General features: G+C 36.4%; 15 protein-coding genes and 1 pseudogene. 10 read left to right on the forward strand and 6 right to left on the reverse strand.

The features are described from left to right. The first annotated feature begins 273 nt into the window (after nucleotides 1-273). The 3 genes from AB1422_05670 (at nucleotide 274) to AB1422_05680 (ending at nucleotide 3,672) form a co-directional block, all read left to right on the forward strand. Entirely contained in the window at nucleotides 274-969 is a 696-nt protein-coding gene (locus AB1422_05670; GenBank protein MEW6618820.1) for a polysaccharide biosynthesis/export family protein, read from the forward strand. A gap of 9 nt (nucleotides 970-978) precedes the next feature. Next, on the forward strand, nucleotides 979-2,526 hold the full coding sequence (locus AB1422_05675; GenBank protein MEW6618821.1) for an XrtA system polysaccharide chain length determinant: 1,548 nt from the start codon (nucleotides 979-981) through the stop codon (nucleotides 2,524-2,526). Between the two features lie 300 nt (nucleotides 2,527-2,826). Further along, nucleotides 2,827-3,672 (forward strand): CpsD/CapB family tyrosine-protein kinase, encoded by an 846-nt coding sequence (locus AB1422_05680; protein ID MEW6618822.1) that lies wholly within the window; start codon nucleotides 2,827-2,829, stop codon nucleotides 3,670-3,672. On the opposite strand, the gene AB1422_05685 is transcribed toward AB1422_05680, so the two are convergent. Both AB1422_05685 and AB1422_05690 read right to left on the reverse strand, forming a co-directional pair. Beyond that, a complete protein-coding gene (locus AB1422_05685) occupies nucleotides 3,663-5,132 on the reverse strand; it encodes an HD domain-containing protein (GenBank protein ID MEW6618823.1) in 1,470 nt (489 codons plus the stop codon). The genes AB1422_05680 and AB1422_05685 overlap by 10 nt on opposite strands. Before the next feature lie 88 nt (nucleotides 5,133-5,220). Then, on the reverse strand, nucleotides 5,221-5,439 hold the full coding sequence (locus AB1422_05690) for a hypothetical protein (GenBank protein MEW6618824.1): 219 nt from the start codon (nucleotides 5,437-5,439) through the stop codon (nucleotides 5,221-5,223). A 299-nt stretch (nucleotides 5,440-5,738) separates the two neighbouring features. Here AB1422_05690 and AB1422_05695 point away from each other — a divergent pair, with 299 nt between their 5' ends. The 3 genes from AB1422_05695 to tatA all read left to right on the forward strand — a co-directional run bounded on the left by AB1422_05695 (nucleotide 5,739) and on the right by tatA (nucleotide 7,575). After that, entirely contained in the window at nucleotides 5,739-6,617 is an 879-nt protein-coding gene (locus tag AB1422_05695; GenBank protein MEW6618825.1) for a DUF58 domain-containing protein, read from the forward strand. Nucleotides 6,618-6,899: 282 nt separating this feature from the next. Continuing rightward, a complete protein-coding gene (locus AB1422_05700; protein MEW6618826.1) occupies nucleotides 6,900-7,097 on the forward strand; it encodes a twin-arginine translocase TatA/TatE family subunit in 198 nt (65 codons plus the stop codon). 268 nt (nucleotides 7,098-7,365) lie between these two features. Further along, the gene (gene tatA, locus AB1422_05705) at nucleotides 7,366-7,575 is read left to right on the forward strand and encodes a twin-arginine translocase TatA/TatE family subunit (GenBank protein MEW6618827.1); all 210 of its coding nucleotides are present in this window, start codon (nucleotides 7,366-7,368) and stop codon (nucleotides 7,573-7,575) included. A gap of 370 nt (nucleotides 7,576-7,945) precedes the next feature. Here the strand turns inward: tatA and AB1422_05710 are convergent, their stop codons facing one another. Next, a complete protein-coding gene (locus AB1422_05710) occupies nucleotides 7,946-8,416 on the reverse strand; it encodes a bifunctional nuclease family protein (protein ID MEW6618828.1) in 471 nt (156 codons plus the stop codon). 716 nt (nucleotides 8,417-9,132) lie between these two features. On the opposite strand from AB1422_05710, the gene AB1422_05715 reads away from it, so the two are divergent. The 3 genes from AB1422_05715 to AB1422_05725 all read left to right on the forward strand — a co-directional run bounded on the left by AB1422_05715 (nucleotide 9,133) and on the right by AB1422_05725 (nucleotide 12,788). After that, on the forward strand, nucleotides 9,133-9,936 hold the full coding sequence (locus AB1422_05715) for an alpha/beta fold hydrolase (GenBank protein ID MEW6618829.1): 804 nt from the start codon (nucleotides 9,133-9,135) through the stop codon (nucleotides 9,934-9,936). Beyond that, nucleotides 9,933-10,634, forward strand: coding sequence for a hypothetical protein (locus AB1422_05720; GenBank protein MEW6618830.1), 702 nt, complete (start codon nucleotides 9,933-9,935; stop codon nucleotides 10,632-10,634). The genes AB1422_05715 and AB1422_05720 overlap by 4 nt, the downstream gene beginning before the upstream one ends. Before the next feature lie 414 nt (nucleotides 10,635-11,048). Beyond that, on the forward strand, nucleotides 11,049-12,788 hold the full coding sequence (locus AB1422_05725) for an AMP-binding protein (GenBank protein ID MEW6618831.1): 1,740 nt from the start codon (nucleotides 11,049-11,051) through the stop codon (nucleotides 12,786-12,788). A 35-nt stretch (nucleotides 12,789-12,823) separates the two neighbouring features. On the opposite strand, the pseudogene AB1422_05730 reads toward AB1422_05725, so the two are convergent. Next, nucleotides 12,824-12,994: pseudogene (locus AB1422_05730) on the reverse strand (DUF559 domain-containing protein). 606 nt (nucleotides 12,995-13,600) lie between these two features. Between AB1422_05730 and AB1422_05735 the strand changes: the two are divergent. Further along, nucleotides 13,601-20,674: a lamin tail domain-containing protein gene (locus AB1422_05735; protein ID MEW6618832.1), complete on the forward strand. Its 7,074-nt coding sequence runs from the start codon at nucleotides 13,601-13,603 to the stop codon at nucleotides 20,672-20,674. A gap of 213 nt (nucleotides 20,675-20,887) precedes the next feature. Here AB1422_05735 and AB1422_05740 read toward each other — a convergent pair whose 3' ends face one another. Both AB1422_05740 and AB1422_05745 read right to left on the reverse strand, forming a co-directional pair. Next, nucleotides 20,888-21,052 (reverse strand): hypothetical protein, encoded by a 165-nt coding sequence (locus AB1422_05740; GenBank protein MEW6618833.1) that lies wholly within the window; start codon nucleotides 21,050-21,052, stop codon nucleotides 20,888-20,890. Further along, on the reverse strand, nucleotides 21,049-21,384 hold the full coding sequence (locus AB1422_05745) for a helix-turn-helix transcriptional regulator (GenBank protein ID MEW6618834.1): 336 nt from the start codon (nucleotides 21,382-21,384) through the stop codon (nucleotides 21,049-21,051). Before AB1422_05745 ends, AB1422_05740 begins: the two co-directional genes overlap by 4 nt. Nucleotides 21,385-21,843 lie beyond the last annotated feature (459 nt).

A 21,843-nucleotide genomic window follows, 5' to 3' on the forward strand; every position in this document is an offset into this window, starting at 1 on the left:
TTGCAGGGGAATTAGTATTTGAAAAGAGTGGAATGAATGAAATCAAATGGAACCTAAAGAATAAAGATAACGAAGATGTTGCCTCAGGTATTTATATCTATTTTTTAAAGGATGAACTCGGCTCGGTTAAGAGAGGTAAGATTGGGGTGATAAAGTAAAGACCATAGAGCGTAACATCTCCCTGCCCTTCGTGCTCTTCGTGGTGAATAGTTACATTAAAAGTAAGTAATCGGTTAACCGGTAACTAATAACCATTCACCAATTACTAAAGTAATGGAGGAAAAAGATATGAGTCTGCGGTGGAGTTTTGTTTTTACTATTATTATATTATTTTTATTGAATGTGCTAATACAGAATTCATGGGCAAAAGATAGAACTTCTTACCTGTTGGGTAAGGATGATGTCATAAAGGTTTTTGTCTGGGACCATCCAGAATTAAGTGGTGATATGGTAGTTAATCCCGCAGGTAATATCTCCTTTCTTCTATTGGGAGATGTGATGGTTGAAGGATTAACAGAAGAGGAGTTAGAAAAGATATTAACCGAAAAGTTTTCCCAGTATATAATGGCTCCCCAGGTTTCGGTCACGATAGTAGGATATAACAGTAAAAAAATTTATATTTTAGGCGAAGTAAGTAAACCGGGTGAGTATCCAATTGGCGGAACGGTTATATCGTTACGGGAAGCTATACTCAAAGCCGGCTTACCAACTAAATCTGCGGCACTGGGACGAGTGCGAATTATCACACCACAACCGACTAAACCAATAGTTAAAATCGTAAATCTATCACTGATTTTAAATAAAGGATGTTTGAAAGAAGATATTGATTTGCAGGCAGGGGATATAGTTTATATTCCATCTAATATACCAGCTAAAATAGGTGATGGTTTAGATAAAATTGCGTCACCTATTAGTAGGATTCTTGCCTTTATAGGATTAATAGAAGGGATTAAAGGAATTGGGGAATAAGGAGAAGAGATGGATATACTTAAAGCAACACGAGTTAATATAGGTGATTATCTCCAGGTAATATTTCGTCGGAAATGGCTATTTATAATACCCTTTTTTACTATATTTCTTACGACGACAATAGGGGCTATCTTTATGCCTAAAATTTATGAATCTAAGGCTATGCTTGTGGTAGAAGAAAAGCAACTTCTTTCACCATTAGTCAGTGGTATGGCTGTTGCACCTACTATTCAGGAACGTCTGGATATCTTAAAAGAGCAAATAACGAGTTGGTATAGGTTAGCCGAGATGGTTGAGGCATTAAAATTATGTACCTATACCAAAGACCAGACTAAAATTAATGCCTATATTCAATCCCTTCAGAAGAGAATTAAAGTTATTTTAAAAGCAAGATTTCTTATTCAAGTATCTTTTGAAGATACAAATCCAAAAGTTGCTGAGGCAGTAGTCAACTATATTACTAAGAGTTTGGTTAAAGAAGAAATTTCTGGCCAGGAAGAAGAGGCACTTTCGGCTATTAAATTTATTGCGGATCAAGTTAAGCATTATCAAGAAAAACTTGAAGAGGCAGAGGCATCATTAAAAGACTTCAAAGAGAAAAATCTATTAGAATTGCCAGGTAGTGGTGGCTCAAACTTAGCTAAGGCAATTGGTATTAAAGATGCTCTGTTAGAAATTAGACTTGATTTACAAGAGGCTCATAAAACTAAACAATTGCTACAAAGACAATTGGCTAGTGAAGAAAAAATTATCACTTCTAAAACAACCTCAATAAATCCTGTTATCGAAAAATTAAACGCTAAATTGATTGAACTTCAAACAGAATTGAGTGACCTTAAGGCAAAAAAATGCACAGATGAACATCCATGGGTAATAGCGTTAAAGGATAGCATTCAAAAACTTGAAGCACGCATTGAAGATGAAAAACATTCAACAATAAGTAGTGAAGTAACAGAAGTTAATCCAACATATATGGAAATAGAGTCGAAATTACGCGATACAGAGGCATTAATTGATTCTCTGAGCGCCAGAGAAAAACAATTACAAGAATTAGCCACATCATATGAAAGCCGGGCAAGGATAGTTCCGAGTCAAGAACAAGAACTCACCCGGCTAACCAGAGATATGGGAGTGAATGAAAGTATTTATTCGATGTTATTAAATCGATTAGAAACAGCTAATATCTCTCAAAAATTAGAGAAGGCAGAACGCGGAACAAGATTTAAAATTATAGACCCCGCAAGAGAACCTTTACACCCAATTAAACCTGATATGAATATGATGGTTTTTTTAGCATTTGTTATTGGGTCGATTTTTGGATGTGGATGTGTTTTCTTAGGCGAATATACAGACCATTCCTTCAGAAGCCTGGAAGATGCTGAATCTGTTTTAGCAGTCCCTTCTTTAGGCTCTATATCGAAAATAACTACTGTTGAGGAACTTATAAATCAGCGGGCAAAACAGAAAAGAAGAATCGTATTAGTGACAATTTTTACTCTATGTCTAGTCGGAGTGATTGTGTTTGTTGTTTTATTAACAATGAATCCTGTAAAGTAAGTGATAACTGGTGATTGGTAAATGGTAATTATAGCAGTTATTAGTCAAATTTTACTCAGAGTGGATAAGTAAAAAATCCCAAATCCCAAGCACCAAATTCCACATACCAAAAAGCGAATTAGAGATTAGTGAATTAGAGATTAGATTTTACTAATTCGCTAATTCGCTTAATTCACTAATTCACTAAATGGAATTTGGAATTTGTGATTTGGAATTTCATAGCCATATCTGGGTCAAATTTCGATTAATAAGTGCTATAAATACCATTTAACCAGTGACCAACATAGAAGGAGTGCCAAAATGGATGAATTAAACAAGAAATCAAAAAAGTCTAATATGGAACATCAAAAAGATGAGTTAGAAGATAATGGAATGAGAGAGAAAAAAAGGCAGAAGATTTCTGTTCCGCCGCCTTCATTGTATGTGGCAAGTAGCAGAAAAGGTGGAGGGATAGATTCTCGAATAGTCACTTATCATGACCCTAAAGCCCCTATCGCAGAACAGTATCGCATTCTAAGAACTAATATTCAACGCCTTACGCCGGAAAATCCCCCTCGCGTCATTGCGGTTACCAGTGCTTTACATCAGGAAGGTAAGACAACTACGGCGATTAATTTAAGTGTAGTTATGGCTCAGGACCTTCATAAAAAAATACTTCTATGTGATTGTGACCTCCGTAAACCAATGGTGCATAAATTGATGGGAATAGATTCCAATAAAGGAATAGCCGAAATCCTTCTTTATGATGCCGATATTGAATCTGTATTACACACTGGTAAAGTGGAGAATTTAACCATTCTTCCTTGTGGCAAAAGACCACCTAATCCTGCAGAATTACTTGGTTCATATAAAATGAAAGAATTGATAAATGAATTAAGAACAAAATTTGACTACATAATTATTGATACCCCACCAGTTTTAGCTATTACAGATGTTGGAATTATCGCCGATTATATTGATGGAGTAATATTCGCTGTCCAGGCATGGAGAACACAACGAGAGGCAGTTTTAAGAAGTCAAGCACTACTCACAGCCGCACGCGCTAAAATTCTGGGATTTGTTCTGACAAATGTAGAACATTTTGTCCCAAGATATCTATATCACTATGGTTATGGTTACCAATATGGATATTATCACTACGCATAAAAAAGAAATAAAGTAACTGTTACCATTATTTTAAGTGAACTTGCAAGGAATTCCAATGCCTCTTGCTTATTCTTAATTTTCTTATCAACAAATGCCTCCTCTACCTCTCTTAATAATTTACCTATCAGTGGTCCAGAGGGAAGTCCAAAATGTTCCATTATCTCACTGCCTTTAAGTATCTTTGGCGGCATAATCGTCTGTGAAGGAGAATAGAATTTATCTATCATATTATTGATTGTTTGGTAGTATTTGTGCAGGTCTTCCGGAGAAACCTTTTGTCCTAAGGTTGCATATCTATCTGCTAATGTAAGTAATAAACTACTTATCCCCTCTTGCCCCATATCTCTAAAGAATCGATGCAGAGCACGGTTAGTAATTGTTGGTGCTTGAATAAGATAGCCTGGACGCATATGATTGCGAATGATTAATCCCATCATCTTTTTTTCCTTCGTGCCCAATTTTAGCCTGCTGGCGATTTTTGAGGATATTTTAGCCCCCAATATTTCATGACCTATGAACCTGATTTTACCCGAAATCTCTTGTGTCATTGTTTCGTATTTGCCAATATCATGGAATAATGAGATGAGCTTAAGATTAACCAATCTGTTATGTTCTTTAGTTATAGGCTCGTTTAAATATTTTCTTATTTCATTATGCCATCCGGGAAATAATCTCTCAAGGCTTGAAACTATACCTTCTAACTGAGCCAATGTCGCTATGGAATGTTCAAAGACAGATAAATGATGATAGCCGTTTTGTTTAATCTCTTTTAAAGGTATAATTTCTGGAATGATTTCTTCAAACAATCCTAATTTATCAAAGTGGGTTATAAAAAAACTTGAATTTTTTGAAGATAATATTAAATAAATTTCATTAGTAATTCGTTCTGCACTAACATTGGAAATTAATCCTTTTGACTTAACAATGGTCGAGCAAGTATCCTTTTCTATCTCAAATCCTAATTTGCAACACAGCCGAACCGCTCTTAACATTCGTAATGGGTCATCTTGAAATGTATTGGGAGAGATAATGCGGATAATTTTTTCTTGAAGGTCTTGGACGCCATTATTTTTATCAATAAGTTCAATATTTGCAGATGTTAAATCTATGGCGAGGGCATTTATGGTGAAATCTCGCATCTGCAGGTCTTCAGATATATTTTCTCCTTTAAGATTATTAAAGTCTAAATTTAGTGTCTGGTTTTTTAATTTACAGACAACTCTTGCTGTTCCTCTTTCTTTTTCTAAGAGGATGAAGGTTCCGCCTAAAACTTCAGCCACTTTTTGAGCAAAGGATAGGGCATCCCCTTTTATTGCAAAATCATAATCATTAGACTCACGATTTACGAGGAAATCTCGAATATATCCTCCGACAAGATATAGAGGGAGATTCATCTTAATAGATAAATCTTTTATTATCGAAAGGGGAGGATTGCAGATTTTTATTTTATCTATGTTCATCTTTGGTAAATGGTAAAAAAGAAAGGAGCAAGATGCAAATTTTACCTCTTGCTCCTCCTTTTTTTTAATTTTTTTTCGTATTCCTCACTTATTCTTTTGCAGCTGGTGCTTCTTCTGCTGGTGTTTCTTCTGAACTTACTTCCTCTGCTTCTTCTGTTGCTGCTTCTTCCTCAGGTGCTGTTGCTTCCTCTTCTACCGTAGTAGCTGGTGGAGCCTCTTCTTTTGCTGGTGGTGCACAACTTGACAGAATTGTAACGACTCCTACTACCAGGCAGAATGACATTATCAATCTCATTATCTGCATCAATTTATCCTTTCACCTCCTTTTCTAAGGCTGCCTTAGAAAAATAGCCTTTTTTTATTTTTATCTCCCACTGATTGATTTATGGTTTCTCTTAAGATATTTTCCCTTCACAAATCCACAGGTTGGGTCTGACCTTAATTATACAGAAAATAATAAATTTGTCAAGTGAAATTTTATAACTTTTTTATTAAAATATTCATAACGGTATAATTAGCAATGAGTTAAGACAGCCTAAAATATTTTTATTCATTTTACTTGACTTTTTATGGATTGGTTAGTATAATGAAGCGTGGAAAAGTAATATGATTCCAAAAGAGGTTTTAAAAAGGGTCAAAAAGATTGAGATTAGAACTCGTAATTTAGTCAGTGAAATGTTTGCGGGCGAGTATCACTCTGTATTTAAAGGTAGAGGGATAGAATTTACTGAAGTGCGCGAATACCAATTTGGAGATGATATTAGAAATATTGATTGGAATGTAACGGCAAAAATGACTCATCCTTATGTAAAAAAATACCGTGAGGAAAGAGAATTAACAGTTATACTCGTCATAGATGCAAGTTCCTCAAATAAATTTGGGACAGTCGCACAAATGAAAAGCGAGATAGGTATAGAAATAAGTGCATTGCTGGCATTTTCTGCTATAAAAAATAATGACCGAGTAGGATTAATCATCTTTACGGATAAAGTTGAGAAGTTTGTTCCACCTAAAAAGGGTAAAAAACATGTTCTGCGTGTGTTAAGAGAACTTTTATATTTTAAACCATCAGCAACCAGAACAGATATTAATTGTGCCTTAGAATATTTAAGTCATATCATCAGAAAAAAAGCAGTCGTATTCTTAATCTCAGATTTTTTAGCTAAAGATTACGCAACATCATTAAAGATTGCTAATAAACGACATGATGTTATCGCGATTAATATTATTGACCCACGAGAAATAGAATTGCCAGATGTGGGATTTATAGAACTAAAAGATGCAGAAACACAAGAAGATGTTTTAATTGATACATCTGATATATCATTTCGTAATACTTTCCGTGAATTGAATCTTAAAAAACAAAATCAACTTAATAAATTATTTGGCGGGATTGGCGTAGATTCAATTGATATTTGGACAAATAAATCCTATGTAGAACCACTTATGAACTTTTTTATCAAACGAGCAAAAAGGTTTAGGTAAGTTAATTTGTAAAGGTTCAGTTATCAGTTTTTTCGTAACCGTTCACAGCAAGATGCCACAGAGACGCAGAGAAAAAATTAAAATCTATTCACCAGAGACAGAAATTTCCTTTTTTTGTGCATTTTGGGTCTTTCGTTATTTATTAATCTTTTAATACTTACTTTTGACTAACTGTTTTTAAGCCTTTTTAAACACCGAAAAACGCGAAAAACAGGGAAAAAAGATATTTGCCTCTCTGTTTCTCTGCGTCTGTGCGGTAAAGGATTATGGAGGTGAAAAGTTATGTTAGGACCAATTGGACTGCCAGAATTAGGGGTTATTTTAGTGATAGTGTTGGTTATTTTTGGCGCAGGGAAATTACCTCAGGTAGGTAAAAGCCTGGGGAAAGGGATTAAAGAATTTCAATCGGCAATTAAAGGTAGTGATGAAGAAAGTAATGAGAACAAAAAAGGCGAGATTAAAGAAAAAACAGGAGAATAAGGATGCAGGTAACGAGCCAGCCATAGATGCACACAGACTCTCCTGTGTTATTTATCCATGCTGACCCGTGTTAATCAGTGGCTGAATAGTTACCCTCACTTTCTCTTATAGTAAGTATTAACCAAAAGTTCACATTAGTATTGTTGATAGTTGATGGTTGATAGTCTATGAAACTATCAACTATAAACTATCAACCATCAACCCTGTTGCTATATCTGTTCTATGAGAAATTTTCGTTAATAACTACTATATCTGTGAGGTGATAGGGATGTTTGGAATTGGTATGTCAGAATTGATTATTATTCTTATAATTGCTCTTATTGTTTTTGGTCCTAAAAGGATGCCGGAAATGGGTAAGGCTCTGGGACGGGCAATGAAAGAATTCAGAAAGGCAACACAAGAATTAAAAGAAGAATTACAATTTAATGAATCTGGAGGGCATTTAGAGAAAGAAAAAACTAAAGAATTACTCGGTTAAGAGGAGATTCACGGTTAATCTCAAAACCTTGAACCCTGTGAACCCAATTAACTCCTTTTTAGGGTTCTGCAAAATAGGATTTGGGGGAGACAACAAATAAATATCAAATATTAAATATCAAAATGCAAAATTACAAATCAAATTTCAAAAAGGAAATAGCAGGGTTTCTCAAAGAGTTGGAGGAATTTGGTAATATCTTTGCTTCAAGTATTTTAACGCTGAAAGGAAAGAGATAATTTTACATTTTGATATGTAATTTTTATATTTGCTTTTTGCATTTTGCTCTTTGGAGGAAATTGATAAAAATAGAGGTTTTAAATACCCGCTTAAAAACTACAATTTCCTATTTTTGCAGAACTCTAAACTCCTTTTAAAATATATCCTTTGGATTTAAATTTTTAAGTTCCTCTTTAAATCTTCTCATTTCCTCATCATCAATAGGATGTTGGGGCATAGAAATGGTGCTTATCACATGGTCTGTAACAAAAATAGGTGAATCGGTTCTTAAAGCTAATGCAATTGCATCACTTGGCCGAGAATCTACCTCAACTAAATTGTTCCCATAATTAATAAATACTTTAGCAAAATAAGTGTTATTACAAAGTGCCGTAATTACTATTTTATCGACCTCTCCACCCATAGTTTCAATAACTGATTTCAATAAATCATGGGTTAGTGGTCGTGGTGGAAGTATTCCTTCTAATGCAAAAAGTATTGCCTGTGCCTCAAATATACCCACCCAAATTGGAAGTGCTTTTTGCCCATCCTCATTTTTCAAAATAATAATAGGCATATTATTATTATCAACCGCTATTCCTACTACCTTCATTTGTTCTATCACTTTTTATTCCCTCCATTTCTTTAAAAAATTTATTAGTTAATTATAGATTACCTTATTTTTTGCAAAAAGTCAACAGAAATTTTTGGTAGTGTGTAATGGGGCAGTGGGGGAGCGTTCACAATTTGGGACTTGTGGTTAGTTTATAGATTTTTCAAGGGGATTTTGCCATTTTAAAATTCGTAAGCGTTCAGCCACACAGACACAGAGTTCACAGAGAATTAAGGAAAGTAGCCACAAATGGATACGAATTAACCTCTGACATCCCATAAATGTAGTGCGAAGCTTTAAGTTCGCCTTTTGGCTTGCCAGAAGCGAATCTAACGCCTCGCAGTACAAATCTTTGTAAGCGTTCAGGTGGTGTAAGAAAAGGAGATATGGAGATAAAGGAGATAAGGGGATATATTTAGGAGTTTTTGGTGAAAGGATTAGGGTTAGGAAGCTGGTTTGGTTTAGGGGTTATAAAAGTTAGTCTTTTTGCATAACCATTTTGCCCAATTATCCAGGAAATTTATAATCTCCACATCTCCCCAATCCCCTTATCTTCCTTCTTACACTTCTAATGTATAACCTGAACGGTTACAAATCTTTATTGTATTTGTGTTCATTCGTGGTTATATATTTCCTCTGTGTTCTCTGTGACTCTGTGGCTATATCCTGACGATTACCAAAAAATCATTTGCATTTTAAGCATGAATGTGATATACTAAAAATGAATTATGGATACGAAATCTTTATTACAATTAATATCTCTATTCTTCACCCCCTGTAAAGGGGCTTCTAAACTTCCAAAAGGATACAAGGAAATTAAAGTCAAAACCCCAGATGGGATTAAAATTGCCTTTAATGAATTAAATAGCGGGAAAAATAAGGTCATTATTATCTGCCATGGGATTAATGAATACAAAGATTCTCCTGTATTTACCAGTATCAGCAGGGAATTTGAGGAGGAATATGATGTCATTAATATGGATTTGCGAGGGCATGGGAGAAGTGGGGGTAAATGCACCTTAACGGCATTAGAACCTTATGATTTAAAAGCAGTAGTGGATTATGCCCGCAAAACCCATGAAAAGGTGGGTGTGATTGGCTTTTCTCTCGGTGCAGGCACAGCTATTTTGGAAACTGCTGACTATAAAAATATTGATTCTCTTATTCTAATTAGTTCATTTACAGGGATTTTAAAGGGAAATTTCAGATTCTGGGAAAAGGAGGCATTTAATAGTGTAAAAAGACATTTCAATGATTGTTACAAAAGGGCTAAAATCGGAAATGTATTTTTACCCAAAAACGACCCGATAGATGTTATTGATAAAATCTCGCCAATACCCATCCTCTTTTTACACGGAACAGAAGATTGGGTATTTGATGTTTCTCATAGCCAAAAGCTTTATGAAAAGGCTAAAGAACCCAAAAAACTAATTATCTTTGAAAATGCCGCCCATGCGGAAGACTTATATACAAAATTCCCGAAAGAATTCAGAAATATCTGTCTTGAATGGTTTAAGGAAACAATGAAATGACATTAATACAACTTGGCTTTACATTATTTATGTATCTCCTGGGAACGGTGTTTGTGGGAATATGTTTATTGCCGGGACTATCTCTTACTTTTATTATCTGGCAAAACTCATCCGGATTAATCCTTCCCTTAAGGATATTAAGTATTTCCCTATCGTTAGCCGCCACCTATTTTATCTACGGAATTACTCTAATCTTTGTCATTGGGCTTTGTCGAGTCATATTTAGATTAAAGTTAAAGGAAGGCGAATATCCTTATTTCTCCATTGGGGCAATGAAATGGGCATTTACCAATGCCTTTGTCTTACTGGTCAATGTTACCTTTATGGACTTTATGATGCTGACACCGTTAAATATCCTGTTTTATCGAATGATGGGGGCGAAGATAGGGAATAGGGTGCAAATCAACTCCAAAAAATTGGCAGATGTCTCCCTCATAGAAATAGGCGATGATACGGTCATCGGAGGAGATGCTGTCTTGATTTGTCATGTGGCAGAAAGGGGAAGATTAAAACTTAAACCTGTGAAAATCGGAAGTAAGGTAACGGTAGGATTAAATTCTATCATCTTGCCTGGTGTAGAAATTGGGGATTCGTCAATCATAGATATTTGCTCAGTCATCCGTAAAAATGAAAAACTACCTCCAAAAACAGTTTTTAGCAGTATATCTGCTAAAAATATACGGCAAAAAGAAAAGTGATTAGTTTATTAAAGGGACTCGGGGCTCGGGACTCGGGACTCGGGGCTCGGGACTCGGGAATAAAAGAATCCCCTAACCCCGGAAGTGTGAGTGTCAATGAAGAAAGGTTTCAATTCCTTAACTGACACTGACACTTATTTTCAGGAGAACGGTCATGAACCATTAGTTCACAAATGAAGATGAGAATAGTAGGTAGGAGATAGAAGGTAGGAGGTAAGGAGATAAGCGTGAGGAGTGGTGTTTTCTTTACTTTCTACTTTCTACTCTCTACTTTCTTATTTTCAGGAGAATAGTAGGTAGGAGATAGAAGGTGGAAGATGGGGAGATAAGCGTGAGGAATGATGTTTTCTTTACTTTCTACTTTCTACTCTCTACTTTCTTATTTTCAGGAGAATAGTAGGTAGGAGATAGAAGGTGGAAGATGGGGAGATAAGCGTGAGGAGTGGTGTTTTCTTTACTTTCTACTTTCTACTCTCTACTCTCTACTTTCTTATTTTCAGGAGAAGTAGAATGCTCAAAGGGTTAAATAGTATTGAAGATATAATAGATACTCTGAAGAAATATGGTGAAAAAATAGCCCTTCAGATAAAAGGAGATACAGGGTTTCATAGTTTATCATATCTTGAACTAAATAATAGAAGTTTTGATGTTTCATCGACATTGATTAAATCAGGGGTTGAAAAAGGAGACAGAATTGCAATCCTTTCTGAAAATAGACCCGAATGGGCAATTGCCTTCTTTGGCATTATCTTTTCCGGGGCAATCGTTGTGCCGCTCGACATCAAACTAAAAGAAAAAGAATTGACTTACATCCTCAATAATTGTGAGGCAGAATATATCTTCGCCTCTGCCAGATTTATTGACCTCATCAAAACTCTAAAAACTAAAATTAGAATGGTCATATCCCTGGATGAAAAGATAGGGGAAGATATTCTTTCTTTAAAAGAGTTAAAGTCTGTTGAAGGAGAACTTAAACACCGTGCCATAGAACTAAACGATACTGCGGTAATTATTTACACCTCAGGGACTACCGGCAATCCTAAAGGTGTAGAACTGACTTATCAGAATCTTTTTTTTCAAATTTCCTCCTTTGGTAAAATGCTCAAATATGGAGCTAAGGATAATTTCCTCTCTATTTTGCCATTAAATCATGCCTATGAACTTATCTGTGGATTTTTAGGACCACTTCACGGTGGCTCATCCATTACCTATCTGCGGAGTTTAAAACCTGCAGAAATCATCTCGACTATGAAACAAACCCAGACCACAATTATGATTGTTGTGCCTTTGATATTACAGATGTTTTACAAAAATGTGATGAAAGAGATTGAAAAATCCCCAATCCATATTAAAAAATCATTTGAGATGATTTTAGTGCTGTCAAAATATTTAGGGAAATGGAATACCATCAGATACCTGCTTTTTAAAAAGGTTCATTTGGGATTTGGTGGTAGGTTACGGTGTTTTATTAGTGGTGGTGCACCACTTGACCCACAAATAGCCACGAATTTCCAATTAATGGGCATACCTGTGCTTCAAGGTTATGGACTTAGTGAAACCTCACCTGTAACCTCAGCTAATACATTTAAGGAAAATCGCCCTGGCTCTGTTGGAAAACCTTTACCAGAAGTAAATGTAAAAATTAGTGATGAAGGAGAAATACTTATTCAGGGACCCCATTTAATGAAGGGATACTTCAAAGACTCTGCCCTGACACAAGAAGCAATAAGAGATGGTTGGTTTCATACCGGAGATATAGGTGAGATTGATAAGGATGGATTTTTATACATTAAAGGCAGGCTAAAAAATCTTATCGTAACCGCTGGCGGTAAGAAAATTCACCCGGAAGAAGTTGAAGAAGAAATCTTAAAAAGCCCCTGTATCAAAGAGATATGTGTTATCGGAAAACCAGGCAGGAAAGGTGGAGAAGAGGTTTATGCGGTGGTTGTGCCTGATTATGACTATTTTAAAGAAAAAGATGAGGAAGGGATAAAAAAACTCGTTGAGAAGGAGATAAAAAAATATTGTTCGATCTTAGCCGATTATAAGCGGATCGTGGATTTTGAGATATGGAAAGGAGAGTTACCTAAAACTTCGACAAGAAAGGTGAAAAGAAAAGAGATATTGGAAAGGATTCAGCAGGGACAAAGATGAAATAAAGAGTCAAAACATTCAGGAAGCGATTTCCTATCACTATAAAAATCAACAATATACTCCCCAATAGGCTTTTGTCTCATAAACTGATAGCCATTCATCTTTCTGCTTCTCAAATACTTCCAAAGCAATACTTCCGATAAAACCCCTTGCTTTCTAAGTTCTCTGGCGTAAGTTTTCAATTTCGGATTGTAATGAATCTTCATACTTACAACCCCCTAACCCCCTTTATATACTTACAACCCCCTAACCCCCTTTATATACTTACAACCCCCTAACCCCCTTTATTAAGGGGGAATATCTGTCCTCCACCTCTAATCTTTTCTATATTTGGGTGAGGGAATTTCGTGAAGCCCTATTCTATCTGTGTTAATCCGTGTCCATCAGTGGTTGAATGAGGACATCAGTTTTAAGTTTTGAGTTGTAGATTTGACTTTTGACATTTGAGTTTTGAGTTAATATTGTCCAGTTTGATGGGCAAGGCTGAACGGTTACCTTTTATGTGCTCTAATTTATTTCTATGTCTTCTCTGCGAACTCTTGCGTCTCTGCGGTAAAGGACTACCTGAACGGTTACGAATTATCGACCTGTGCGGTTAAATGTAAAATGGATAATGTAAAATGAGAAATGTAAAATGAAAATGTATAACTGAAAGGTAATGAGTCTTGCGAAGTCCTAAAATTTCCCATTTTTCATTTCCTATTTTACATTTTACATTTATTTTTCCTTTGCGTCTCTGCGATGAATTAGTCTAATCGCACAGGTGGAATTTTATTTGACATCTATTTCTATATTTGATATAATCTTATTTAATGAAACGAGTAGTGATTATTCTGGCAATATTACTTCTATTGGCGAAGGAATCCACTGCCTCGTTAAGTGATTTCCTTAATCCTGGGAGTGCGACTCAAATCAGTGGCACAGTCACATCAATTATTGATGGAGATACCATTAAGGTTGAAATGTCTGGCACGGAAACTACGGTTCGATTATTAAGTATTGACACTCCAGAACTTATGGATGAGCCTTTTGCTCAAACCGCAAAAGATTTTGCCTCTCAAACATTATCAACTCAACCCATCCAATTATTTTATTCTAAAAACCCCACTCAACAATGGGATGACTATGGTAGATTGTTAGCGGTTGTGGTTAAGGATGACGAGATATTCAATCTTAAACTCCTTGAACAAGGGTTAGCTGTTCGGATGTTTATCTTTAACGATATTATCAAATTCCCTGCCTGGGAAGATGTAGAAATCTGGGCAAGACAACAGGGATTAAATATCTGGTCAAATATTAATCAGAAAGGAATATTTATCAATGAAATTAACCCGAATCCTGCTGGAACAGATACAGATGCAGAATTTGTCGAATTATATAATAATACTGCAACTGCGGTGGATGTAAGTAATTGGGCATTTATCTCTATCTATAATGAATTTATTATCCCTGCTGGAACAACTATTCCTGCAAATGGATATTTAATCATTGCCCGGACTGATACCGCCAGTTTTAAACAAATATACACAACCACACCACCATCTACGATTATTATCGATGCTGGAGATAATTTAATCCTGCGAAATAGTTATATTCCTGAAGAAGACCTGCTCATTCATCTTAAGGCAGATGATAAATCTTATCAAGATTCCCTGACCTACAATTTGGAGTGGGATAATGGTGATGCAAACGACACAGGAAGAACCCTTGAGCGAAAAAGCCTTTCTCTTACCAATGTTGGCGATAGCGAAGTAGGTGGTGTGGATGATTTGAACTGGGATGCAAGTCTTAATTTAAAAGGCAGTCCTGGAGAATCTAACATCCGTGATGAATTAGATGTGGCAAGCTGGATTATCACCTGCCAGCGGACTACGGGGGCTATCTGCACCGATGATTTTCAAACAAAAATCATCCCTTATAAGGCAAATATTGCGGCGATGGGACTACTTGAAAAAGGCGGCTATGAAGGAATAGTCAAAAAGTGGATAGAATGGTTTTTCGCACACCTTGAGTGGGGAACAATATATGATTATTTAGTGCAAAGTGACACTGAAATATCCATCTATCCAGCTGAAGCAGAGGATAGAAATCTTGTCACCTTCTTTTCTCTATTAAAAAAATATTATCAGGCAACTTTCGATGTTGATTTCTTAAAAAATTATCAAAGCCAACTTAATGAGATGGGAATATGGTTGCTTTTTGTGCTTCAAGACTTCAATGATTATTTAATATGGACAAATACAAATAATGGTGGGGAGCGAAAATTATTGATAAATAATGCAGAATCCTATCACGGGTTAAAAGATTTAGCCAGCCTTTATTTTGACCTTGATTTTGATGATAATCTTACTCAGCGTGATCTTTTTAATAGCGGAGCAGAATCTATAAAACAAGCCATAAATACAGAATTATGGAACGCTAATTCGTATTATTGGGAAAAAGATAATTTAGGGAATAAAACAGCGTGTAATTGGGCGACCGTTTATCCAGATGCCGTTTCACAACTACATACCATCTTGAATAATGTTAATCTACCAGAGGATTCCATAAGTGGGGGACTTTATCAAACCTTTAGCCATTTCCCACCTGATACAGATTTTTATGCTGAAGTTAGTTATGCGGCAAGTTTAATGGCAGATACAACCAATACCGAATTATATCAAGATTCCATTATGGCTAATGTCATCAATCAAGGTTATCCTTCACCATGGGATGTTGAGGATGCCGGCTTTTATCTGCTTGCGGAAAATAGACTTGCAGAGGTTGAGGAGATTCAACCACTTATCAATCAACCTCAAGAACTTTGCCAGAATTTTATAGATTCGAGGATGCTGATTCCCTGGGGAGGTATCCAGGCACAATTTATGAATACTGCCCAACCAAGCCAGACAGACGGTGTCAATCATGAAGTCCCTTCAGAGGCAACCAGTCAAGCACTACTTTATGCCGCCGCTACCAATGATAAGGCATTTTTTGATGAACAATTTGAGATTTTAATAGATAATCATCTCTCCCCAAAAGATGTTTTAGTCTGGAAATTGAAACCAAATAGTGAATGGTGGGAAAATAATGGTGGTAGTTACGCTAATGCAGCCATTGATGACCTGCGGGCTATTCGAGGATTACTTTTAGCCTATGATAACTTTGGAGATGAAAATTATTTAAATTATGCCAGATTACTTGCCGCTGGACTAAAAAGCCATAATATCGAAGGAAATGAATTGCGGGATTATTTCGCCTGGAATGATGGTCTGGAAAACATTAGTCAGGATGTTGTTTTAAGTTATATTGACCTTGCCACGATAAAAAGATTAACTGAGTTTGATACTGGCTGGGAAACAATCCTTCAGACTAACAAAAATATTATGCTTGGTGGGACGACCACCTCAGGTTTATTTTACCACAAATACACTTCAAACCAAAACCAATATTATGGGATGGAAAACAGTTTTATTAATATGATTCATTCGGCGTGGACTGCGGAGAATTTAGCCCGCTACTGGAAGATTACCGCAGACCAGGAATGTAGAACCGCCTCGACAAAATTCCTGGATTTTGCCAAAAACGAGTATAATACTTATGGAAAAATTTATGGGCAATATGATATTAATACCGGAATACACAGTGTTGAATATGAAGATATTGCTGTTTATTCAATTATCGCCAGATTAGCCTTTATACTTGGTGATTTTGAATTTGCCAGCACATTAAAAAAAAATAAAATCCTGAATTATCAAAATAAAGAGATAAAAAGTCAAACCGTAGGTTGTTTTGGATTTGATTGGACAAATCCTTATGCCTTTGTCTGTCTTGAGGCTTTATTAGCCCTTTTTGAATTAGAGGCGAAAGAAGAATATCTTATTCGGGGTAAAGTTGTTAGTTTTTCAAATAAAACGCCGATTGAAGGTGTTCTGATGACACTTTCTGGCACTACCTTTGATATATTTACTACGGGTGCAAATGGTTATTATGAATTTAAAGGCACACCAGGGGGAACTTATACCATTACTCCATCTAAAACCGAATATGTATTTTATCCAAGAACAATTAAACCTTTAAATACTCATTATGATAATTTTGATTTTGAAGGTTATTGTGGCAAGATTACCTCTGTTTCACCTGTTGCCGGGACAATAGGAATTCCTATCACGATTACTGGTGAAGGATTTACAGAGGAGGAAATTCGAATAAGTTTTGGGGGCGTTATTACGGTGATGATGATTAAATCCAGTCCTCTGGGAACATTTACGGCGATTTTTACTGCTCCTGCCCAGCCCTCCGCAACGATAACGATTACGGCGTATGGAAGTATTTCAACAATGGTTGGGATTAATTATTTCTTCCTCAAGGCGTTACACCATTTTACCATAGGCACAATTACCTCACAAATAGCCGGGAAAGGTTTTGAGATTTTTATCAGTAGCCTCGATGCCCACAATGACATTTTTGAATATAGTGGCACGGCGACATTGACAGATGACTCGATGACCATCTTTCCTTCTGAAACAACACCTTTTAGTGCAGGTAATTGGAGTAGCAATGTGCTGATTACTAAAGTCGGCACAACCACGATTAAGGTTTTAGCTGAAAATAAAACAGGCATAAGCAATTCTTTTCTTGTTAGCCCGGCACCAATAAATAAATTAGTTTTTGTTACATCCACTCAGACTATTACCGCGGGCAGTTCCACTGCCTTCATTCTTTTTCAGACACAGGATGAATTTGGTAATCCATCACCGACTCAAGCTGATGTCCAGATTCAACTTTTGAGTTCGAGTTTAAAGGGTCAATTCTCTCTGACCAAATCTCCCTGGCTACCTACAAATACTATCACACTTGCCTCAGGAACCGATACAGGTGGATTTTATTATTTAGATACATTGGTTGGAACACATACGATTATAGTCAAAGATGGAGTCTGGGTAGCTGGGACTCAATCTGTCATTGTTAATCCTGCGGTGATTGACCATTTTACATTTCAGACCATCACCACACAAACCGCAGGTCAAGAATTTCAGATTCAAATTCAAGCCGTAGATGTTTTTGAGAATCTTGTTAATTTTAACGGAACGGTTAGTTTGACGGACACATTCCCCGGGATAGCGACATTTACCGCCGGTATCTCGCAGGCATCTGTGACGATAACAAAAGCAGGGACGACTTCCATATTTGCTTTATTTGAGAGTAAGTCTGGCACCAGTAATCCTTTTTGGGTAAATCCAGCTGAATTTTCTCAGTTGACCATTGGCACGATTACCTCACAAATCGCCGGTCAGCCATTTACGATTAAAATAACGGCTCTGGATGTCTATGGGAATATAGCCACATACAGTCAAACTGCGGATTTAAAGGCAGAAACTACCTCCCAAATTACCTTTACTCAAGGTATCTACGAAGGCACGCTAACCATAACAAAAGCAGGCACAACCACTGTTTACTGTTCGGGGTTCATTAATTACTTTATCTCCGGTACAAGTAATCAATTCTTTGTTAGACCAGCTGTCTTAGACCACTTTGCCTTCGGGACTATCTCCTCTCAACAGGCAGGGATTGAATTTGAGATTGAGATTACAGCCTTTGATGCCTACAAAAACATTGCTACTTACACGGGTATTGCCTATCTAAATATTTTACCCTATCAAACTAATCCTTTTACCAATGGATTTTGGAAAGGAACCGTGACGACAACTAAATCAGGCACAACAACGATTATTGCCTTTATTGACAATAAACAGGGCACAAGTAATGATTTCTGGGTTAGCCCGGCAGATTTAGACCATTTCTCCTTTGCCACGATTACCGACCAGATTGCAGGACAGGGATTTGGAATTACCATTATTGCCAGGGATATTTATGAGAACATCACCAATTATAATGATAAAGTTAAATTACAGGATATTTCAAATACCCTTATAGGCACATTAACCGATAATTTTAAACAAGGTTTATGGCAAGGGACGGTGAGTATAACCAGAGCAGGCACTACCTGTATTTTTGCTACCTCAAATGGTAAGAACGGAACAAGTAATACCTTTTCTGTTAACCCGGATGCCCTCAATAAAATCGTCATTAGCCCACCGGAGAAGGTATTAGGGATAGAAGATGAATGTCAGTTTAATGCCTCTGGATTTGATAAATATGAGAATGAGATACTCGGATTAGATTACACCTGGCAGACAATAATTGGCAATGTTAATCCTTCGGTAGGCAGATGGACATTATTTAAAGCTGGAATTATACTCACTACCGGAACATTAACCGCAAGTTACGGGCCAATTATTGGCTATGCCACGATTACTGTGGAAAGTGGCACCTTAAGTTATATAATCATTACGCCGTCAATAACCACAATGGTTGTTGGAGAAAGTAAAATATTTTTCGCTACCGGCTATGACAAATATGAAAATGAGCAGGTAATCGAAGGGGGGTTTTGGGAAATAGAGAATGGAATAGGTAATATTTCTCCATCTATGGGCACATGGACAAAATTTACTGCAGGTTTAAAAGCCGGTTGTGGCAGGTTAAAATACCAGTTAAATCAAGTATTAGCCTTTGCGACTATTACTATTTTACCAGGCACACATACCTGTTTTCAAATTGGCACTATTTCTTCTCCACAAATCGCCGGTGTGCCATTTGCCGCCACAATTACTGCCCAGGATGCCTACGGAAATATTATTGATTATACCGGAAGTGTGATTTTGACCATTTCTTCTGGCAAAATATCTCCGAATGCAGTTAATCTTACCTATGGGATATGGACAGGGACAATAACTTTGCTAAACTCGGCAGAAAATGTATTTCTCACGGTTCGAGATACAGTGAAAGGCACAAGTAATCTTTTTAGTGTTCAAGCCAATGTTTTTGACCACCTTAAAATAAGTGAGATTGGTCTGTCGCAATTGATTAATTCTCAAATTCCTATTGTCATCACTGCGGAAGATGTTTATGGAAATATCAACACAGATTTTAATGGGACTTTTAGCCTGACAGATGATACGGGCACGATTGAGCCTGATGAAGGCTCTTGTATTTCAGGCAAATGGGCAGGTTCAGTAACTATCTCAAAGGCAAAACCTAATATCAGAATTACCGTTATTTCTTCAAATAAGACCGGGATAAGTAATCTATTTACTACCCTCATCGATAATGATTTAAACATAACTCTTGTAGAGGAGAATACATCTATTGAGATACCGAGAGGGATTTTGCCAACAGATTTTTACATCGTTATTGATAAAGAACCTGAGGAAGAAGCAATGGAGATAAATATAGCCAATTCATTGTTATCCCATGACCCTACAGTGAAGGGGATAGCAGATTCATTACGGTTATTTCAGCCATATAATAAAGATAATAAGCCGATAGAAGTGGGGACTGATTCTTTTATTTTGATTTCCCTGCCTTATTTAGATGAAAATCAAGATGAGTTTGTTGATGTGCCTGATGCAAAAATACCTGAGATGTCACTTAAAATATATAAATTAGAGACGGCAAGTCCTATCCGTTGGATAGAAGTCGAAGGTTGTTCGACAGTTCATCCTTATAAAAATATTGTTAGTGCCTATGTGCCGCGATTTGGTATCTATATGTTACTTGGACAGATTATCCCTGAAAATCTTAATCTCATTGTTGTCTATCCCAATCCGTTCAAACCTATTCGTGGGGATAGGGAAATTATATTCGATGGTTTGCCTGTAAATACCTATATCAGAATATATGACATCTCTGGAAGTTTGATAAAGGAAATTCACGATGCCTCAACCAGTTATCCCTGGGATGTAAAAGATGCTTATGGACGGGATGTTCCCAGCGGTATCTATATTTATCTCATCACCAATGATAAAGGGATGAAAAAAACAGGCAAGATAGCGATTATCAGATGAAGTCATAGTGTCGTGTTGAGCAAATTCGGTAACTATTCAGCCACTGATTAACACGGATTAGCACGGATGAATAGCAGAGGGCAGAAGGCAGAGGGCAGAGGACAACAGGAGAAAAACCCTTCAGCCTAATTACGGACACGGAAAACGGACACGATTTACGAATTTTCAGTGTTTCATCCGTGTCCATCTGTGGCTGAATAGTTGCCTTAAATCTTATCTGTAATCTTTCTCCATCATCCTTCTTTTTACTGAATAGTTACATTTTAAATTAAAGTGCCCATTCCTCCTTTCCTTTTGCGGGGTAGTCTTAACATCTTCCTCGTGTTTTCCTTTCTTACAACTCGCTTTATTTCCCTCTGCAAATTTCTTACCTTTCATCTCTCAAAAATTCTCCTTACCACATCATATATCATTTTTATTTCTTCAATATCTCTTTTTCGCAGGAAAGCACTGATTTTACTAATGAGCTGTTCCTCCTTAATATTCTTTTCTGCTGCCCCAGAAAAAGAAAAAAGCTCTTTAATCTCAACCTTTAAGGCAGAAGCAATTTTTTCAAGTCCTTCTAGAGAAGGAGCCCGTTGACCTCTTTCTATTAGTCCAATAAAGTTATCACTAAAGTCAGTGAGTTCAGCAAGTTTAGATTGACTCATATTCATTTGTTTCCTTAATTCAAAAATTCTTAACCCAAGTTGTCTTTTAATATAACTCATCAGTTTGTCTCCACCTTGTTTGTTATAGTATATGATATTTTTTAAAAAAATAATACAAACTGAGAGCGTTGCAAATAAGATTGGGATTTAATGCAGGTTTTATTTAGTAATGGAGAGATAGAACTTGCCAAAGTAGGAAAAGAGATATAAAATTGGAACTTGACATCAAAGGAGGGTGTAGAATTAGGGAGTTATGGATTTGGTAGTAGCGTGAGAGGGCCTAATGTTTTGGATAAAATAAGTCGATAAAGATAACAGAAGTAAGTCTAAATTCTTTAGGAGGGGAGTAATGAATACAAAAGAGGACTTCTGTTATCAGGGTATTTCATTTCTGTCAATGGCAATTGAAAACTGAGCCATTTTTGGCAATTGAAAATTGACCCAGGGGGCTCCAATAATCCATCAAATTTGGCAATGAAAATTGACCCACCCCCAAACGCATTTGTGTTACGAAATTTC

The sequence above is a fragment of the bacterium genome (genome assembly GCA_040757115.1).
Lineage (GTDB): Bacteria > UBA9089 > CG2-30-40-21 > CG2-30-40-21 > SBAY01 > JBFLXS01.